The organism is Microbacterium halophytorum, from assembly GCF_002970975.1.
In the GTDB taxonomy this organism is placed as follows: domain Bacteria; phylum Actinomycetota; class Actinomycetes; order Actinomycetales; family Microbacteriaceae; genus Microbacterium; species Microbacterium halophytorum.
The window spans coordinates 1-15,824 of sequence record NZ_PNFA01000016.1 but is presented as its reverse complement, the minus strand read 5'-3'; the positions used below and the strand labels follow the sequence as shown (position 1 = coordinate 15,824).

Below are 15,824 nucleotides of genomic sequence, written 5' to 3'. Positions count from 1 at the left end.
GCACCGGTGGGTGATCAGGTGATCAGCCAGCCTGGATCGTGTCGATCGCGCCGAGCACCTGCTCGCGCAGCGAGTCGGAGATCGGGGCGTTGCCGGCGTTCTCGGCCGCGGCATCCTGGCCCTCGGCGCTCGCCATGTACTCGAAGTACGCCTTCACCAGCGCGCCGACGTTCTCGTCCTCGTACTCCTCGCATGCGATCGCGTAGCTGACGAGGGCGATCGGGTAGGCGCCGCCGGTGGCAGCGGCCGGGTCGACGTCGAACACGAGGTCGCCCTCGCCGCGGCCCTCGACCAGCGCCGAGTTCTCGACGAGCGCGGCTGCCGCGTCCGAGGAGTACTCGACGTACTCGCCGTCGACGCCCACGTGCACCTGGCCGGTGCCCTCGGGAATCTGCGACGCGTCGAGGTAGCCGATCGTGCCGACGCCGCCGGAGAGCGCCTGGGCGACGCCCGAGGTCTGCTGGGCGGCCTCACCGCTGTCGAGGGGCCACTCGCCCGAGATCTCGAAGTCCCAGATGTCGGGGGCGGTCGCCTGCAGGTAGGTGACGAAGGTCTCGGTGGTGCCCGAGTCGTCGGCGCGGTGGACCGGCGTGATGGCCTGGTCGGGGAGCTCGGCGTCGGGGTTGGCCGACGCGATGGCCTCGTCGTTCCAGTTGGTGATCTCACCGGCGAAGATGCCGGCGATCGTCTCGGGGTCGAGGTTCAGCGTGTCGACGCCCTCGAGGTTGAACGCGACGGCGACGGGCGAGATGTACATCGGCACCTCGACGATCGCGTCGCTCGCGCACGCGCCGAAGCCGCCGGCGGCGACCTCTTCGTCGTTGAACGCGCGGTCAGAGCCGATGAAGTTGCTGGCGCCCGCGATGAAGTTCTCGCGGCCCGTGCCCGAACCGGTCGACTCGTAGTTGACGGTCACGCCCTCGTTCGCGGTCTGGAAACCGGCGACCCAGGCCTCCTGCGCGGCGACCTGCGACGAGGCGCCGCTGGCGTTCAGCGTGCCCTCGAGCGTCGAGCCGCTCTCGGTGCCTTCCGCCGACGAGGAGCTGCCGCCCTCGTTCGCAGCGCAGCCGGCGAGGGCGATTGCCGCAGCGGCGCCCAGGGCTGCGACGCTCGTGAAACGGGTGATCTTCACTGTGTGTCCGTTCAGTCATGTGGTCAGGAACGACCCTGGTTCTCACCGGGTCCGCCCCGACGCTAAGCGCGGGTGTTAACGAGAGTGCGCTGGCAGGGTGAACGGAAGGTGAACGGGGGTGGAATCGCGCGCAGACAGCACCTCGGAGGCCGCTGTGCGGCGGGCTCAGACGAGCGGGGCGTGGGATTCGACCGCGACGAGCCGCCGTTCAGGCTCATGCTTCGACACATGCGCGACGACGAACGCCCCCGTGCGCAATCCGGCGTGCTCCGTGAAGCGGGCGGCGCTGGATTCGCGGGTCGCGAGTGCGATGCGCTCGAGGATCCCAGGCAGGACGGGGCCGTGGCTGCAGATCACGGCGCCCTTGCCGGCGTCGACCCGCTTGTCGACGATCCGCGCGATGTCGTCGAGGCCGTCCTCCCAGGCATCCTGGCTGATGTCGTCGGTCGCGGCGATCGGCCGCTTCAGTGCCGCGGACAGCGGCGCGACGGTCTCGACGCATCGGGTGGCTGTGCTCGAGACGATCTTGCGCACGCCGAACGCGCGCAGCTCGCCGGCGAGCGCCCGCGCCTGGGCGGCGCCCCGGTCCGTGAGGGGGCGCAGCCGGTCGGCACGGCCCCACTCGCTGCGCGACATCGCGGCGCCGTGGCGCTGCGCGACGATCGGGAAGGTCGCGCGCGCACCGTCCTCGAACTGTCCGAGGAAGGCCTCGAGGATCTCGATGTCGAACGCATAGCTCAGGCGCTTCAGCGCCGCCTCGGCGGACAGCCATTCGACGGCGTCGATCTCGCGGTTCGGGGCGAACGTGCTCTCCCGCACGGCGCGTTCCTTGGCGCGCATGGCCCAGTAGTGCACGACCTTCTTGCGGCCGCCGGGGAGGCGGTAGCGGCAGATGCCGACGGGAGGACCGACCGCCGCCCGGACGCCCGATTCCTCCCACACCTCCCGCGCGGCGGTCTCGGCCAGGATCTCACCCGGTTTGACCTTGCCCTTGGGGAAGCTGATGTCGTTGTGCGTCTTCCTGTGCACGACGAGCACCCGCAACCGCCCGCCGCTGAGGCGCCAGAGGATGCCGCCCGCGGCGTAGACCGTGCCGTTGCTCACCGTGCCATTATTCATCTCGGCGTGCGAGAGCGGCGACGACTCGCGACGCGCGTCATCGTGACGTCCTGCGTGTCGGGCAGCGGCTGGCCGTCGTCGTCGCGGTGGCGCCGCGTCCAGGTGCCGCCCTCGCCCAGGTGCCATGTCGAGGAGCCGTCGTCCATCGCGAGGTCGAACAGCGCGAGCAGCTCCTGCACGTGCCGCTCCTCCTTGACGCTCACGAGTGCCTCGATGCGGCGGTCGAGGTTGCGGTGCATCATGTCGGCGCTGCCGATGTACACCTCGGGCGAGCCGTCGTTGTGGAAGGCGAAGACGCGGGAGTGCTCGAGGTACCGCCCGAGCACGCTGCGCACCCGGATGTTCTCGCTCACGCCGGGCAGGTCGACCCGGAGGCTGCAGATGCCCCGCACCCACACGTCGACCTGCACGCCCGCCTGGCTGGCGCGGTACAGGGCGTCGATGACCTGCTCGTCGACGAGGGAGTTGACCTTGATCTGCACGCGCGCGTGCTTGCCCGCCCGCGCGTGCTTCACCTCGCGGTCGATGAGCTTCACGAGGCCCTTGCGCAGGTGCAGCGGCGCCACGAGGAGCCGCTTGAACTTCTTCTCGATCGCGTATCCGCTGAGCTCGTTGAACAGGCGCGTGAGGTCGAGGCCGACGGCGGGGTCGGCGGTGAACAGGCCGAAGTCCTCGTAGATGCGGCTCGTCTTCGGGTTGTAGTTGCCGGTGCCGACGTGGCTGTAGTGACGCAGCTCGCCCCGCTCCTCGCGGATCACGAGGGCGAGCTTGCAGTGCGTCTTCAGGCCGACGAGGCCGTACACGACGTGCACGCCGGCCTTCTCGAGCTGGCGCGCCCACTCGATGTTGTTGGCCTCGTCGAAGCGCGCCTTCACCTCGACGAGGGCGAGGACCTGCTTCCCGTTCTGCGCGGCCTCGATCAGAGCCTTCACGATCGGGCTGTCGCCGCTCGTGCGGTAGAGCGTCTGCTTGATCGCGAGCACCTGCGGGTCACGGGCGGCCTGCTCGAGGAACGCTTGGACGCTCGTCGCGAACGACTCGTACGGGTGGTGCACCAGGACGTCGCCGGAGCGGATCGCGGCGAACACGTCGGCCTTGGCGTGCTTCGAGTCGACGTCCTTGGGGCGCAGCTCGAGCGCCGTCACCGGCACGTGCTTGACGAACTTCAGGTCGGGGCGATCGATCGAACCGAGGCCGAACAGCGCCCGGAGATCGAGCGGGCCGCGGAGCCGGTAGACCTCCTGCTCCGAGATGTCGAGCTCGTCGAGGAGCAGGTCGAGCGTGACGTCGTCCATGTCCTCGGCGATCTCGAGCCGGATCGGCGGGCCGAAGCGGCGGCGCCGCAGCTCCTGCTCGAGCGCCTGGATGAGGTTCTCGGTCTCGTCCTCCTCCACGACCATGTCTTCGTTGCGCGTGAGGCGGAACGCGTGGTGCTGCAGCACGTCCATCCCCGGGAACAGGTCGGTGAGGTTCTCCGCGATCAGGTCCTCGAGCGGCAGCAGCCGGGTCGGTCCGTCCTCGGGGCCGGGCACGGGCACGACGCGCGGCAGCATGGCGGGGACCTTCACACGCGCGAACTCCTGTCGGCCCGTGCGAGCGTTGCGGATGCGCACGGCCAGGTTGAGCGAGAGGCCGGAGATGTACGGGAACGGGTGGGCGGGGTCGACCGCGAGCGGCATCAGCACGGGGAAGACGCGCACCTGGAAGTATTCGTACAGCTCGGCCTGCTCTTCGCCCGACAGGTCGTGCCACGAGACCATCTCGATGCCCTCGGCGGCGAGAGCCGGTCGCAGGTCGTCGTGCCACACCGCGGCGTGGCGCTCCTGGAGCGCGTGCGCTTCGGCGCTGATCGACTCGAGCACCTTCGCGGGCGGCGTGCCGATATTCGTCGGCACCGCGAGCCCCGTCATGATGCGGCGCTTCAGCCCTGCGACCCTGACCATGAAGAATTCGTCCAGGTTGCTCGCGAAGATGCCCATGAAGTTCGTGCGCTCCAGCAGCGGAACGTTCGGGTCCTCTGCCAGCTCGAGCACGCGCTGGTTGAAGGCGAGCCAGCTCAGCTCGCGATCGATGTATCGGTCAGCGGGGAGGTCGACGACGTCGGGGACGATCTCGTCGAAGTCGTCGTCATCGGCGTCGCCGAGTCCGGTGTCGACCATGGTTGCGTCGGTCATGCGCGCTCCTGCCGATAGGTGTGGCCAGGGTCCCATCCTGACACCGCCGGGTGACGCGCGGGTGAACTGCCCGCGTGCGCGTCGCTATCCGGGAGTGTCGCGCCGGTGGCGCCCGTGGGGGCGCGGGGTCAGCTGTCCGAGGCGTCCTCGACGACGAAGCGGTAGCCGACGTTCCGCACGGTGCCGATGAGCTGCTCGAGGTCGCCGAGCTTGGCGCGCAGGCGGCGCACGTGGACGTCGACGGTGCGGGTGCCGCCGAAGTAGTCGTAGCCCCACACCTCGCTGAGCAGCTGCTCGCGCGTGAACACCCGTGACGGGTGGGACGCGAAGAAGTGCAGCAGCTGGAACTCCTTGAACGTGAGGTCGAGCGGCTTGCCGTGCGCCTTCGCCGAATACGAGGACTCGTCGATCGTCAGGCCCGAGGTCTGCACGCGGCCCGCGTGCTCGTCCTCGTTCGGGGCGCCCCGGCCCAGCACGAGCCGGATCCGGGCATCGACCTCGGCGGGCCCTGCCGCGTCGAGGACGACGTCTGCGATGCCCCACTCGGGTCCGACGGCGGCGAGCCCGCCCTCCGTCGCGACGAGCAGGATGGGCGACTCGATGCCCGCCGTGCCGAGGAGCCCGCAGAGCGCCTTGGCCCCCGCGAGATCCGCGCGGGCATCGACGACGATCACATCGGCGTCGGGGGCGTTCGCAAGGCTCGCCGTCGAGGCGGGGAGCCGCCTCGACTCGTGGGGGAGCAGGTCGAGTGCGGGGAGCGCGCCGCCATCGGAGGCGGAGCTCAGAATCAGTATCCGAGTCACGGGTCTCCTTCCGGGCGCTTGCTGTCATCTTAGGGACGCGCATGTTTCGGGAATGTGTCGCGTGCGCGCCTCGGTCGGGAGGGCTCCGGCGGCGATGGGGCAGAATGGGCGCATGTCGTCGCACGAGCTCGCCCCGCGCTCCGCCCTGCCGACGCTGATCGCGGTCTGGGCGTTCGGCGCTGTCGCCGCGCTCGCCGTCGGCCTCTTCGCCCCGCTCGAGCAGCGCTTCGAGTGGTTCGCGGTCGCCGCGGGCGCCTGCGTGTTCGCGGCGTTCGTCGCGAACCTCCGTCTCGGGCGAGCCGACGGCTTCATCGTGCGCACGGCGGGCGCCGCGCTCGGTGCGCTCGCCGTCGTGGGCGTGATCGCGTTCGCGTTCTTCCTCGGCGAGCTCAGCGCGCTCGTCTCCTAGAAGCAGGCAGGCACGGCCCGTCGCGCGGAGCAGGGGAGTGCTCGGTGTAAGCTAGCGGCATGGATCTTTTCGCGCTCGAGATGTTCTTCATCGGCCTGCTGGGGCTCGCGAGCCTGGCGATCGCCTTCGTTTCCGGCGCCGTCATCGTGAACCTCTTCCGCGGCCAGAAGTAACCGCGACCGTCTTCCGCGCCGGATGCCCTTCGGGCATCCGGCGCTTCTGCGTCCCGCCGCGGATACCCTGGAAGCATCATGATTGAGATCCCCACCGACCTGCCCGCCGAGATCGTGCCCCTGTCCTGGCTCCTCGGAGTCTGGGAGGGCACAGGCATGCTCGACTACACGACGGGCGACAGCGTGCACTTCGAGGGCGAGTTCGAGCAGCAGGTGAGCTTCACCCACACGGGCGGCCCCTTCGTGCTCTATTCGGCGACGGCCACGTACGAGACGCCGCTCGGCACCCGCGCCCAGCTCGCGGCGGAGACCGGGTTCTGGCGCCTCGCGCTGCCGTCCTCGGCCGCCGAGGTCGGGCCGGGTCTGCTGCCGCCGACGGAGTCCCGCGCGCCTCGGAACGCCGAGGACATCGAGAAGCTGCGCAATGCCCGCGACGGCTTCGACATCGAGGCGTCGATCGTGCGCTCCGACGGCGTCAGCGAACTCTACGTGGGCCAGGTGAAGGGGCCGCGCATCGACCTCGCGACCGATGCGGTCGTGCGCTCCGCCGGCGCCAAGGACTACTCGGCGGCGACCCGGATGTACGGGCTCGTCGAGGAGAAGCTGCTCTGGGCCTGGGACATCGCCGCGATGGGGCGCTCCCTGTCGTCGCACGCATCGGCGCAGCTGAAGAAGGTGCAGTGATGGGCACCGAGCCGGGCATCGCCCCGCCGTACGGCGCCGGGCTCGCCGGAGCCGTCGTCGACGGCCGCGTCGTCGCACACTTCGGCGACCCCGTGCGCGAGCAGCGCGCGCTCGCCGCCGGCAGCGCCGCGGCCGTGCTCGGCGATCGGGCCGTGATCGCGGTACGAGGAGAGGACCGCCTGAGCTGGCTCGACTCGATCACGTCGCAGAGCGTCTCCGCGCTCGGGCCCGGGGAGAGCACGGAGCTCCTCGTGCTCTCGCCCCAGGGCCACGTCGAGCATGCCGCGGCCGTGTACGAAGACGGCGAGACGGTGTGGCTCATCGCCGACGCGGGCGACGTCACCGCGCTCGCGAAGTGGCTGACCATGATGCGCTTCCGCTCGCGCGTCGAGGTGTCGGAGCGCGGCGACCTCGCGGTCGTCGGCTTCGCCCCTGGGGGAGCCGCGGCCGAGGCCGTCGTCCCCCTCGCCGGCGGTCGCGTCTGGCGGGATCCGTGGTCGAGCGTCTCCGCGGGCGGCTGGCAGTACGCGCAGACGCAGGAGCACCCCGGCGCGGAGCGCGCGTGGTGCGAGGCCGTCGTCGACCCCGGCGAGGTCCCCGCGAGCGACCTGTTCGCCGCTCTCGAACCGGCGGGCGCTGCTGCGGCCGAGGCCCTGCGCATCGCCGCATGGCGGCCGCGCTGGTCCGGCGAGGTCGACGAGAAGGCGATCCCGCACGAGAGCGACTGGCTGCGCAGCGCGGTGCACTTGAACAAGGGCTGCTACCGCGGGCAGGAGACGGTCGCCAAGGTGCACAACCTCGGACACCCGCCGCGCCGCCTCGTCATGCTCCACCTCGACGGCTCCGAGAGCGTGCTGCCGGCGCGCGGCGATGCGGTGTCGGATGGCGAGAGGGAAGCGGGGCGCATCACCTCGGCGGCGCGCCACCACGAGCTCGGCCCGATCGCGCTCGCGGTCGTCTCCCGACGGACGCCGGCCGAGGCGGCACTGACGGTCGCGACGCAGGACGGCACGACGGTCGCCGCGTCTCAGGAGGTCATCGTGCCGGCGGATGCCGGCGCGACGGCGGAGATCCCGCGCCTGACGCGCCTGTCGCGCCGCCCGCTCGCCCAGTGACCGCGGGCGCTGCCTGCGGAGCCTCCGGCGCGGAGGGCGGCGCCTGCGCCACCGGTAAGCTGGCAGCATGACGCACACCCTGATCCTGCTCCGCCACGGGCAGAGCGACTGGAACGAGAAGAACCTGTTCACCGGCTGGGTGGACGTCCGCCTGACCGAGAAGGGGCAGGCCGAGGCCCGCCGCGGCGGCGAGCTGCTGCGCGAACAGGGCGTGCTGCCGGACGTGCTGCACACCTCCGTGCTCTCGCGCGCGATCCAGACGGCGAACCTCGCGCTCGATGCGGCCGACCGCCTCTGGATCCCGGTCAAGCGCTCCTGGCGCCTGAACGAGCGCCACTACGGCGCCCTGCAGGGCAAGGACAAGGCGCAGACCCTCGCGGAGTTCGGCGAGGAGCAGTTCATGACCTGGCGCCGGTCGTTCGACGTGCCGCCGCCCGAGATCGCCGCCGACGACGAGTTCGCGCAGACCGACGACCCCCGCTACCGCGGCATCGACGGCGAGCTGCCGGCGACCGAGTCGCTCAAGCTCGTGATCGACCGGATGCTGCCGTACTGGGAGAACGAGATCATCCCGGATCTGCGTGAGAACAGGACCGTCCTCGTCACGGCCCACGGCAACTCGCTGCGCGCCCTGGTCAAGCACCTCGACGGCATCAGCGACGACGACATCGCGAGCCTGAACATCCCGACCGGCATCCCGCTGAAGTACGAGCTCGGTGACGACTTCATGCCCGTCGCCCCCGGCGAGTACCTCGACCCCGAGGCGGCGGCGGCAGGCGCCGCGGCCGTCGCGGCCCAGGGCAAGTAGGCCGCCGCAGACGCCTCCGCGCTCCTCGTGGGCCGGGCCGCCGCCCGGGGCGGCCCACGAGGGACGGGGCGGTGCAGAGCGCGAGGAGGCCGCCCGCTCCGGATGGAGCGGACGGCCTCCTCGCGTGGCAGGCTAGGTCAGCCCTCCGGGTCGTCGTCGACGGTCCAGTCGCCCGTGGCGAGGTAGATCATCTTCTTCGCGACGCCGACGGCGTGGTCGGCGAAGCGCTCGTGGTAGCGGCTCGCGAGCGTCGCGTCGACGACCGCGGCGACGTCCTCGGCCGTGTGCGCGCCGAGGACCTTGTCGAAGACGCTGGCGTGCAGCTCGTCGACCTCGTCGTCCGCGTTGCGGATCTGCTCGGCGATCGCGAGGTCCTCCGTGCGCAGCAGTTCCGTGAGCTGGCGGGCGATCTCGACGTCGTGCTTGCCCATCTTCGTGAAGGTCTTGCGCAGGCCCTGGGGGATCGCGCGCTCCGGGTAGCGCAGGCGCGTGAGCTGGGCGATGTGCTCGGCGAGGTCGCCCATGCGCTCGATCGACGCGCTCGCGCGCAGCGCCGTCACGACGATGCGCAGGTCGCGGGCGACGGGCTGCTGCATCGCGAGGATCTCGATCGCGAGCTCGTCGAGCGAGACCGCGCGCTCGTCGATGTGCGCGTCGCCGGCGATGACCTCTTCTGCGAGCGACACGTCGCCGTTCTCGAAGGCCTTCGTCGCCTTCTCGATCGCGACCGTGACCAGTTCGGAGATCTCGACCAGCCGCTCCTGCACTTCTTCGAGGGACTGGTGGAAGACTTCGCGCATCGTGTGGGCCCTTTCATCGGCGGTCTGTGCACGTCGTGCGGCGCGGTCGGGCACGCCAGAGCGCGCCGCAGCCGGCCTGCGGCAAGTCTGTCCACCGAAGGTTAACGGATGGTGACTCAGGCGGGAACTCTCGTGCGCGGCGCGCCCGGCAGTTGCACATCCGGTGAATCGCAGGCCGCCGGAGCAAATACTCTGGTGGCATGTCCCCAACGCAGCTCGTGCTGCTCGCACTCTTCGTCGGCGCCCTGATCGGCGCCGGCCTGTGTGCGATCCTCTTCATCGCACAACGCGCCAGGGAACGCGCAGAGCAGGAGAACAGCACGGTGCTCCCGGACGGAATCACGGCGGTGCTCTCGTCGATGGACGACGCCGCCGCCGCGATCGATGCGTCGGGCCTGGTCGTCGCGACCTCCCAGACGGCGCCGGCACTCGGGGTCGAGGAGCAGGCGACGCTCACCGACGGTGGGCTCCGCGACCTGCTCAAGCTCGCGCGCACGGCGGGCGCGGCCACCGAGACCATCCGCATCCGGCTCGGCCCGCTGCAGGGCCAGCAGCGCCTCGTCGCGGCGCGCATGACGCGGCTCACGGAGCGCTACTTCCTGCTGATCCTGCGCGACGTCTCCGAGCAGGAGCGCCTCGAGGCGATGCGTCAGGACTTCATCGCGAACACGAGCCACGAGCTGAAGACCCCCGTCGGCGCGATCACCCTGCTGAGCGAGGCGATCGAGTTCGCGGCGGACGACCCGGATGAAGTCCGCCGGTTCGCGTCGCGCCTGTCGGCGGAAGCGGAGCGACTCGGCCAGCTCACGGGGCGCATCATGCACCTCTCGCGCCTGCAGGCCGCGGACCAGGCGTCGGACATGAGCGATGTCGCGATCGACGAGGTCGTCACGGCCGCCCTCGAGGCGAACTCGGTCGCCGCCGCAGGCGCAGGGGTCGGGTTGGTCCGCGGCGGCGACCGCGGCCTGTGGGTGCACGGCGATGTGCACGTCTTGATCGAGGCCGTGAGCAATCTGATCTCGAACGCCGTCTCGTACTCTCCCAAGGGGTCTCACGTCGGCATCGGCGTGAAGAACGACGGCGTCAGCGTCGACATCGCCGTGAGCGACCAGGGCATCGGCATCGCCGAATCCGACCAGGAGCGCGTGTTCGAGCGCTTCTACCGCGCCGACCAGGCGCGCTCACGCCGCACCGGCGGAACGGGGCTCGGCCTGTCGATCGTCAAGCACGCCGTGTACCGCCACGGCGGCGAGGTCAAGCTCTGGTCCCAGCCCAAGAAGGGCTCGACGTTCACGATCCGCCTCCCGCTCGTCGGTCATCCGGAGCCGGAGCCCGAAGGCGGTACGACGAAGCAGAAGAAGGCCGCGCGCCGGAAGAAGGAGAACGCATGACAACTCGAGTGCTCCTCGTCGAGGACGAACCCGACCTCGCCGACCCGCTGGCGTACCTCCTGCGCCGCGAAGGATTCGAGGTCGAGATCGCCGACGACGGCGAGGTCGCGCTCGATGCGTTCCGCGCGCGCGGCGCCGACGTGATCCTGCTCGACCTGATGCTGCCTGGTATCCCCGGCACGGAGGTGTGCCGCCAGGTCCGGATGAGCTCGAGTGTTCCGATCATCATGCTGACGGCGAAGGACAGCGAGATCGACATCGTCGTAGGACTCGAGCTCGGCGCCGACGACTACGTGACGAAGCCCTACTCCGCACGCGAGCTGCTCGCGCGCATGCGGGCCGTGCTGAGGCGTTCGCAGCAGGAGGAGGAGGCCCTCGACGAGCGCATTCTCAAGGGGGGCCGCGTGACGCTCGACGTCGACCGCCACACGGTGCAGGTGGATGGCGAGATGATCAACATGCCTCTGAAGGAGTTCGAGCTGCTCGAGCTGCTCATGCGCAACGCCGGCCGCGTGCTCACGCGGGGGCAGCTCATCGACCGCGTGTGGGGGAGCGACTACTTCGGAGACACCAAGACTCTCGACGTGCACATCAAGCGCATCCGCTCGCGCATCGAGCAGACCCCCGGTTCCCCGGAGATGCTCGTGACGGTGCGCGGCCTCGGCTACCGCTTCGAGGCATAGGGCGAACCGGCTCGGCGCCGTTCCTGTGACCGGGAGGGCGCGGCGCGCGCTCTAGTGTCGGAGCGTCGGAAAGGGCACGGCCCTCAGCGTGAAGGAGCACCATGACGAGTCGGACTGAGATCGCGACGAAACTCGATGGCTTCGCCTACCAGAAGGCGAACTTCGGCGGCTTCCTGATGAACAAGCGCGCGAAGAACTCGCACGCGCTGTGGACGGGGAACACAGAGAAGGGCGTCACCGAGCTGACGATCCTCACGACCCGCGACTACGGCGACGACAACATCTACGATGTCGCGGCGTTCACCCTGCACGGGGACGTCCCGGAGGACGCCGTCGCCTCGCTGCGCCCGCGGGCCGAACAGCTCGCGGACGCCGCGAACCTGCGCGAGCACGGGTACACCTACAGCGACTTCGAGCCGTGGGACGGCGGCGGCCGCACCTGGATCTCGAAGAAGCCGCAGTTCCGCGAGCTGAGCATCGCCGAGCGGGGCGTCTACGTCGTCCCCATCCAGCGCATCGCCGGAGAGGACGCGCCGCACTGGCTCGGCTGGATCAACGCGGGCGGCAGCCTGCACATCGCGATCATCTACAAGCCGTGACGGCGCTCGCGGACCGCGAGCGGGCCGAAGGGGTTCCGCTGCGGCGGCGCAGCGGCGTGCTCGTGGCGACGGCCGCGGCGAGTTACCTCGCGATCGCGGCCGTCGTCGCGTTCTACCTGCTCCCCGTGGGTTTCGGGCTCACCTCGACGGCCCTCCTGCTCGGCCAGGTCGCGGTGATCCTCGTCGGCGCCGCGCTGGTCGCCTTCGCGGCCGCCGCGATCCGGCGCCACGCCGTCAGGCAGGCTGCGCTGTACGACCTGGTCGAGCGCGCGGGGTGGCGCTACACGCCCGATGTGAGCGCGCGGCTCTGGGGCGGATCGATCGACGAGCAGATCGACCGCCGTGCGCGGGCATCGCGCGATCACATCGACGCGATGGAATCGGACCCGCCGTTCGACGCCGCGCTGCGGACGTTCTCGGTCGGCGAAGGCGAGGGGGCGAGGCTCGTCTCGACACTCGCGCTGCGCATTCCCCTGCCGGCGGAGGCCCCGCGCATCACACTGCGCTCCCGCAGCGGGCGCGGTGCGCTCAGCTCGCTGCCGTCGCGACCGGCTCGCGGCGCCGAACTGCGGCTCGAGGGCGACTTCAGCGACGTGTTCGAAGTCTCGGTGCCAGCCGGCTATGAGACCGCCGCCCTCTACGTCCTCACCCCCGACCTGATGGTCGCGCTGCTCGACAATGCGGATGACGTCGACATGGAGGTCGTCGGCGGCGTGCTGCACGTCTACCTCGCACCGCTCGACCTCACGGACCCCGGCGACCTGGCGCGGCTCCTCAACGTCGCGGCCGTGCTGCACGACGGCTTCTTCCGGCGCACCAGGCGGTACCGGGATGAGAACGCGCCGGCACCGACCGGCCGGCGAACGGCGGGGGACACGCTCGCGTCGGCGGCGCGCACCCTGGAGACCCGCGTGCGCATGGGGCCGGTGGTCCTCGCCGTGCTGGCGCCGTTCGTGCCGCTCGCGGTCGGCCTGGTCTGGATGCAGATCACCGGCTGAGGCGCGCCGCGCGGGTGCCTGCGCGCTCGAGCGCGCGACCCGGGCAGCACAAGACGACGCCCTCGCCATCGGCGGGGGCGTCGTCTTGTGCCGCGGTCAGTCCGCGGGAGCCTCGGGGGCGAGCGTCGACATGTACTCGAGCTCGGTGTCGAACACCTGCACGCCCTGCTCGACCGACTCGGAGCCGCCCGACTGGAACACGATGCGCTCCTCCGCGCCGGGAATGGCAGAGACGTTCGTCAGCAGGAGCGGCTCCTCGCCGGCGCCGAAGCTCTGGCGGGTGTCGGCGGGGACCTCGACCGCGGCCGAGCCGCCGTCCCAGCTCAGCGACACGGTCGCGTCCTCGTCGCTCGAGTTGACGAGCGTCGCGATGAGGTTCGCGTCCGGGGCCTCGACGTCTGCCTTGACGAGGAACGCGTTCAGGATCTCGACGGGTGCGTCGTCGGGGACCGCCACGTTCACGCCGTCGCTGGGCGAGAAGTCGATGGTGGTCGCCTGCGGGGTGATGGCGCCGCATCCGGCGGTGCCGAGAACGACGGCTGCGCCGAGTGCGATGGACGCGAGAGAGCGCGTTTTCACGAATCCTCCAGGAGCTGCGGGTCGGCCGCCGGCCGGCGGGCCCTCCGATCAGTCTAGACGCTCGGCACGGGCGCGCCGGACAGCGCGTCAGGGGCGTTCCGCGCCGCGATCTGCGTGCGCGTGAATAGAAGCGGAGAAGAGTAGTACAAGTCGGGCTGTGATAACATGGAGAACGCCGAAAGGACGTTTTTCTATGCTTTTTGAGGTTGGCGAGACCGTTGTCTACCCGCACCATGGTGCGGCAACCATCACCGAGGTGAAGACCCGCAAGATCAAGGGTGAGGAGAAGACCTACCTCAAGTTGAACGTGACGCAGGGCGACCTGGTCATCGAGGTTCCGGCCGATAACGTCGACCTGGTCGGCGTGCGCGATGTGATCGGTCAGGACGGCCTCGACAAGGTGTTCGACGTGCTGCGCGCGCCGTTCACCGAGGAGCCGACCAACTGGTCGCGCCGATACAAGGCGAACCTCGAGAAGCTCGCCTCCGGCGACGTGATCAAGGTCAGCGAGGTCGTGCGCGACCTGTGGCGCCGCGACCAGGACCGCGGCCTGTCCGCCGGCGAGAAGCGCATGCTCGCCAAGGCGCGCCAGATCCTCACGAGCGAGCTCGCGCTCGCCGAGAAGGTCGACGAGGAGAAGGCCGGGGAGATCCTCGACCAGGTGCTCGCCTCGGAGTGACCCGCAGCACCGAGACCGCCGGCCCCGATCAGGGGCCGGCGGTCTCGCCGTTTCCCGGCGCCCGCCGCTCCCCATGGGCGTCGCCGCTCGCCGCCCATGGGGCGGCACCCGGCGCGATAGGTTGATGGCGTGACTGAGCTGCTCTCGCCCCGTGTCTCCGTCGTCGTCGTCGCAGCAGGGTCAGGCACCCGCCTCGGCGGCGACCGGCCCAAGGCGTTCATCGGCCTCGACGAGCGCACGATCCTGAGGCACGCCCTGGAACGGGTGTTCGCGGTACCGGAGCCGATGCAGGTGATCGTCGTCGCACCCGAAGCGCTCGTCGGGGAGGCAATGGCCGACGCCGCGGCCGCGGCACGCGACGCGGGCCTCCCGGCGCACGATGCGCAGGAGCTCGCCGTCGTCGTTCCGGGAGGCACCACGCGCCAGCGCTCCGTCGCGGCGGGCCTGGCGCGAGTCCTCCCGCAGGTCGGGATCGTGCTCGTCCACGACGCGGCCCGCGCGCTCACGCCGCCCGACGTGTTCGTGCGCGTGATCGAGAGGATCCGCGCCACAGGATGGGGGGCCATGCCGATGCTCCCCGTCATCGACACGATCAAGCGCGTCGACGGCGACCGGGTCTCGGCCGCCGTCGAGCGGGCGGAGCTGCGCGCGGCCCAGACGCCGCAGGGCTTCCGCCGCGACATCCTCGACGCGGCGTACGCGATCGTTTCGCGCGAGCACACCGACGATGTCGCCGTCGTGATGGAGGCCGGTCACCCTGTCGCGGCCGTCGAGGGTGACGCGCTGGCGTTCAAGATCACGACACCCGCCGACCTCGACCACGCGCGCCGCCTCGTCGCGGACGGGACGGCGGCGACCGGTCGTCGGCCGATCCCCGTGGCGGGAGCGTCGACCGCATCCGTCGGCGGCGCGGAGGGGGCGGCGCGCGCGGGCCGGCCGGCCGAGGAGGGCGGGCGCCCGGTCGCGGGGGCGTCGCCCGATGCCCGCGCGGCGGGCGGGAGCGCCGCCGGTGCCGCCTCGGTGCCGCGCGTGGGCGTCGGCACCGACGTGCACGCGTACGGCGGCGACGGGAACCTGTGGCTGGCGGGGCTGGAATGGCCGGGGGAGAGGGCGCTGTCCGGTCACTCCGACGGCGACGCCGTCGCGCACGCCGTCGTCGATGCGCTGCTCTCGGCCGCGGGACTGGGCGACATCGGCGCGCACTTCGGCGTCGACCGCCCCGAGTTCGCCGGGGCTCACGGCGCGGCCTTCCTCGCGGAGACGCTCCGGATCATCCGGGAGCACGGCTTCGAGGTCGGCAACGTCGCGGTGCAGTTCCAGGCGGCGAGGCCGAAGTTCGCGCCCCGGCGCGCAGAGGCGGAGGCCGCGCTATCGGCGGCGCTCGGCGGCGCCCCCGTGAGCGTGAGCGCGACGACGACCGATGGGCTGGGCTTCACGGCGGCCGACGGCGTGCAGGCCTTCGCGACGGCACTCCTCATCCGGATCTGACACCCCTCATCCGGAGCGGGCACCCCGCCGCGGTGTCAGATGACGCGCTCCGGGGGCCGAATGCCCTCTTTGCCAGGCTGTGTGTGAGTCGTTCGGCTCGGGGAACGGAGTCGTGAGATGACATTGAGTCCAGGGTTCACGAGCTCGCAGATTCGCGGGTTCGTGCATGAGTATCAGCGGCAGCGGTATG

16 protein-coding genes are annotated in these 15,824 nt (G+C 70.9%); 10 read left to right on the top strand and 6 right to left on the bottom strand.

The window, feature by feature from the left end; genetic code table 11:
• Positions 1-22: 22 nt before the first annotated feature.
• From C0010_RS13700 to C0010_RS13685, 4 genes are all read right to left on the bottom strand, one after another.
• On the bottom strand, positions 23-1,132 hold the full coding sequence (locus tag C0010_RS13700; RefSeq protein WP_105567657.1) for a phosphate ABC transporter substrate-binding protein PstS: 1,110 nt from the start codon (positions 1,130-1,132) through the stop codon (positions 23-25).
• Between the two features lie 165 nt (positions 1,133-1,297).
• Complete coding sequence (locus C0010_RS13695; RefSeq protein WP_105567656.1) at positions 1,298-2,236, bottom strand: NUDIX hydrolase; 939 nt, start codon at positions 2,234-2,236, stop codon at positions 1,298-1,300.
• An 11-nt stretch (positions 2,237-2,247) separates the two neighbouring features.
• Positions 2,248-4,425 carry an RNA degradosome polyphosphate kinase gene (locus tag C0010_RS13690; RefSeq protein ID WP_105567655.1) on the bottom strand — a complete coding sequence of 726 codons (2,178 nt, stop codon included), beginning with the start codon at positions 4,423-4,425 and terminating at the stop codon, positions 2,248-2,250.
• Positions 4,426-4,553: 128 nt separating this feature from the next.
• The gene (locus tag C0010_RS13685; protein WP_105567654.1) at positions 4,554-5,228 is read right to left on the bottom strand and encodes a winged helix-turn-helix transcriptional regulator; all 675 of its coding nucleotides are present in this window, start codon (positions 5,226-5,228) and stop codon (positions 4,554-4,556) included.
• 112 nt (positions 5,229-5,340) lie between these two features.
• Here C0010_RS13685 and C0010_RS13680 point away from each other — a divergent pair, with 112 nt between their 5' ends.
• The 4 genes from C0010_RS13680 to C0010_RS13665 all read left to right on the top strand — a co-directional run bounded on the left by C0010_RS13680 (position 5,341) and on the right by C0010_RS13665 (position 8,417).
• A complete protein-coding gene (locus tag C0010_RS13680; RefSeq protein ID WP_105567653.1) occupies positions 5,341-5,637 on the top strand; it encodes a hypothetical protein in 297 nt (98 codons plus the stop codon).
• A 251-nt stretch (positions 5,638-5,888) separates the two neighbouring features.
• Positions 5,889-6,494, top strand: a complete 606-nt coding sequence (locus C0010_RS13675; protein WP_105567652.1) for a nitrobindin family protein — start codon at positions 5,889-5,891, stop codon at positions 6,492-6,494.
• Complete coding sequence (ygfZ, locus tag C0010_RS13670) at positions 6,494-7,609, top strand: CAF17-like 4Fe-4S cluster assembly/insertion protein YgfZ (protein WP_105567651.1); 1,116 nt, start codon at positions 6,494-6,496, stop codon at positions 7,607-7,609. The genes C0010_RS13675 and ygfZ overlap by 1 nt, the downstream gene beginning before the upstream one ends.
• Before the next feature lie 67 nt (positions 7,610-7,676).
• The gene (locus C0010_RS13665) at positions 7,677-8,417 is read left to right on the top strand and encodes a phosphoglyceromutase (protein ID WP_105567650.1); all 741 of its coding nucleotides are present in this window, start codon (positions 7,677-7,679) and stop codon (positions 8,415-8,417) included.
• Positions 8,418-8,554: 137 nt separating this feature from the next.
• Here the strand turns inward: C0010_RS13665 and phoU are convergent, their stop codons facing one another.
• Positions 8,555-9,217 (bottom strand): phosphate signaling complex protein PhoU, encoded by a 663-nt coding sequence (gene phoU / locus C0010_RS13660; RefSeq protein ID WP_105567649.1) that lies wholly within the window; start codon positions 9,215-9,217, stop codon positions 8,555-8,557.
• Positions 9,218-9,417: 200 nt separating this feature from the next.
• Here phoU and C0010_RS13655 point away from each other — a divergent pair, with 200 nt between their 5' ends.
• From C0010_RS13655 to C0010_RS13640, 4 genes are all read left to right on the top strand, one after another.
• The gene (locus C0010_RS13655) at positions 9,418-10,608 is read left to right on the top strand and encodes a sensor histidine kinase (RefSeq protein WP_105567648.1); all 1,191 of its coding nucleotides are present in this window, start codon (positions 9,418-9,420) and stop codon (positions 10,606-10,608) included.
• The gene (locus C0010_RS13650; RefSeq protein ID WP_105567647.1) at positions 10,605-11,291 is read left to right on the top strand and encodes a response regulator transcription factor; all 687 of its coding nucleotides are present in this window, start codon (positions 10,605-10,607) and stop codon (positions 11,289-11,291) included. The genes C0010_RS13655 and C0010_RS13650 overlap by 4 nt, the downstream gene beginning before the upstream one ends.
• A gap of 101 nt (positions 11,292-11,392) precedes the next feature.
• Entirely contained in the window at positions 11,393-11,890 is a 498-nt protein-coding gene (locus tag C0010_RS13645) for a hypothetical protein (protein ID WP_105567646.1), read from the top strand.
• On the top strand, positions 11,887-12,888 hold the full coding sequence (locus C0010_RS13640; RefSeq protein WP_232531965.1) for a hypothetical protein: 1,002 nt from the start codon (positions 11,887-11,889) through the stop codon (positions 12,886-12,888). The genes C0010_RS13645 and C0010_RS13640 overlap by 4 nt, the downstream gene beginning before the upstream one ends.
• 96 nt (positions 12,889-12,984) lie before the next feature.
• Here the strand turns inward: C0010_RS13640 and C0010_RS13635 are convergent, their stop codons facing one another.
• Positions 12,985-13,467 (bottom strand): DNA modification methylase, encoded by a 483-nt coding sequence (locus C0010_RS13635; protein WP_105567645.1) that lies wholly within the window; start codon positions 13,465-13,467, stop codon positions 12,985-12,987.
• Positions 13,468-13,660: 193 nt separating this feature from the next.
• On the opposite strand from C0010_RS13635, the gene C0010_RS13630 reads away from it, so the two are divergent.
• Entirely contained in the window at positions 13,661-14,146 is a 486-nt protein-coding gene (locus C0010_RS13630) for a CarD family transcriptional regulator (RefSeq protein ID WP_105567644.1), read from the top strand.
• 129 nt (positions 14,147-14,275) lie between these two features.
• Positions 14,276-15,634 (top strand): 2-C-methyl-D-erythritol 4-phosphate cytidylyltransferase, encoded by a 1,359-nt coding sequence (gene ispD / locus C0010_RS13625; RefSeq protein WP_105567643.1) that lies wholly within the window; start codon positions 14,276-14,278, stop codon positions 15,632-15,634.
• The last annotated feature ends 190 nt before the right edge of the window (positions 15,635-15,824 follow it).

Coding starts and splice junctions, on each gene's coding strand:
- ygfZ (WP_105567651.1), top strand. CDS start 6,494: ATGGGCACCGAGCCGGGCATCGCCCCGCCGTACGGCGCCGGGCTCGCC.
- C0010_RS13655 (WP_105567648.1), top strand. CDS start 9,418: ATGTCCCCAACGCAGCTCGTGCTGCTCGCACTCTTCGTCGGCGCCCTG.
- phoU (WP_105567649.1), bottom strand. CDS start 9,217: ATGCGCGAAGTCTTCCACCAGTCCCTCGAAGAAGTGCAGGAGCGGCTG.
- C0010_RS13675 (WP_105567652.1), top strand. CDS start 5,889: ATGATTGAGATCCCCACCGACCTGCCCGCCGAGATCGTGCCCCTGTCC.
- C0010_RS13665 (WP_105567650.1), top strand. CDS start 7,677: ATGACGCACACCCTGATCCTGCTCCGCCACGGGCAGAGCGACTGGAAC.
- C0010_RS13630 (WP_105567644.1), top strand. CDS start 13,661: ATGCTTTTTGAGGTTGGCGAGACCGTTGTCTACCCGCACCATGGTGCG.
- C0010_RS13650 (WP_105567647.1), top strand. CDS start 10,605: ATGACAACTCGAGTGCTCCTCGTCGAGGACGAACCCGACCTCGCCGAC.
- C0010_RS13645 (WP_105567646.1), top strand. CDS start 11,393: ATGACGAGTCGGACTGAGATCGCGACGAAACTCGATGGCTTCGCCTAC.
- C0010_RS13680 (WP_105567653.1), top strand. CDS start 5,341: ATGTCGTCGCACGAGCTCGCCCCGCGCTCCGCCCTGCCGACGCTGATC.
- C0010_RS13690 (WP_105567655.1), bottom strand. CDS start 4,425: ATGACCGACGCAACCATGGTCGACACCGGACTCGGCGACGCCGATGAC.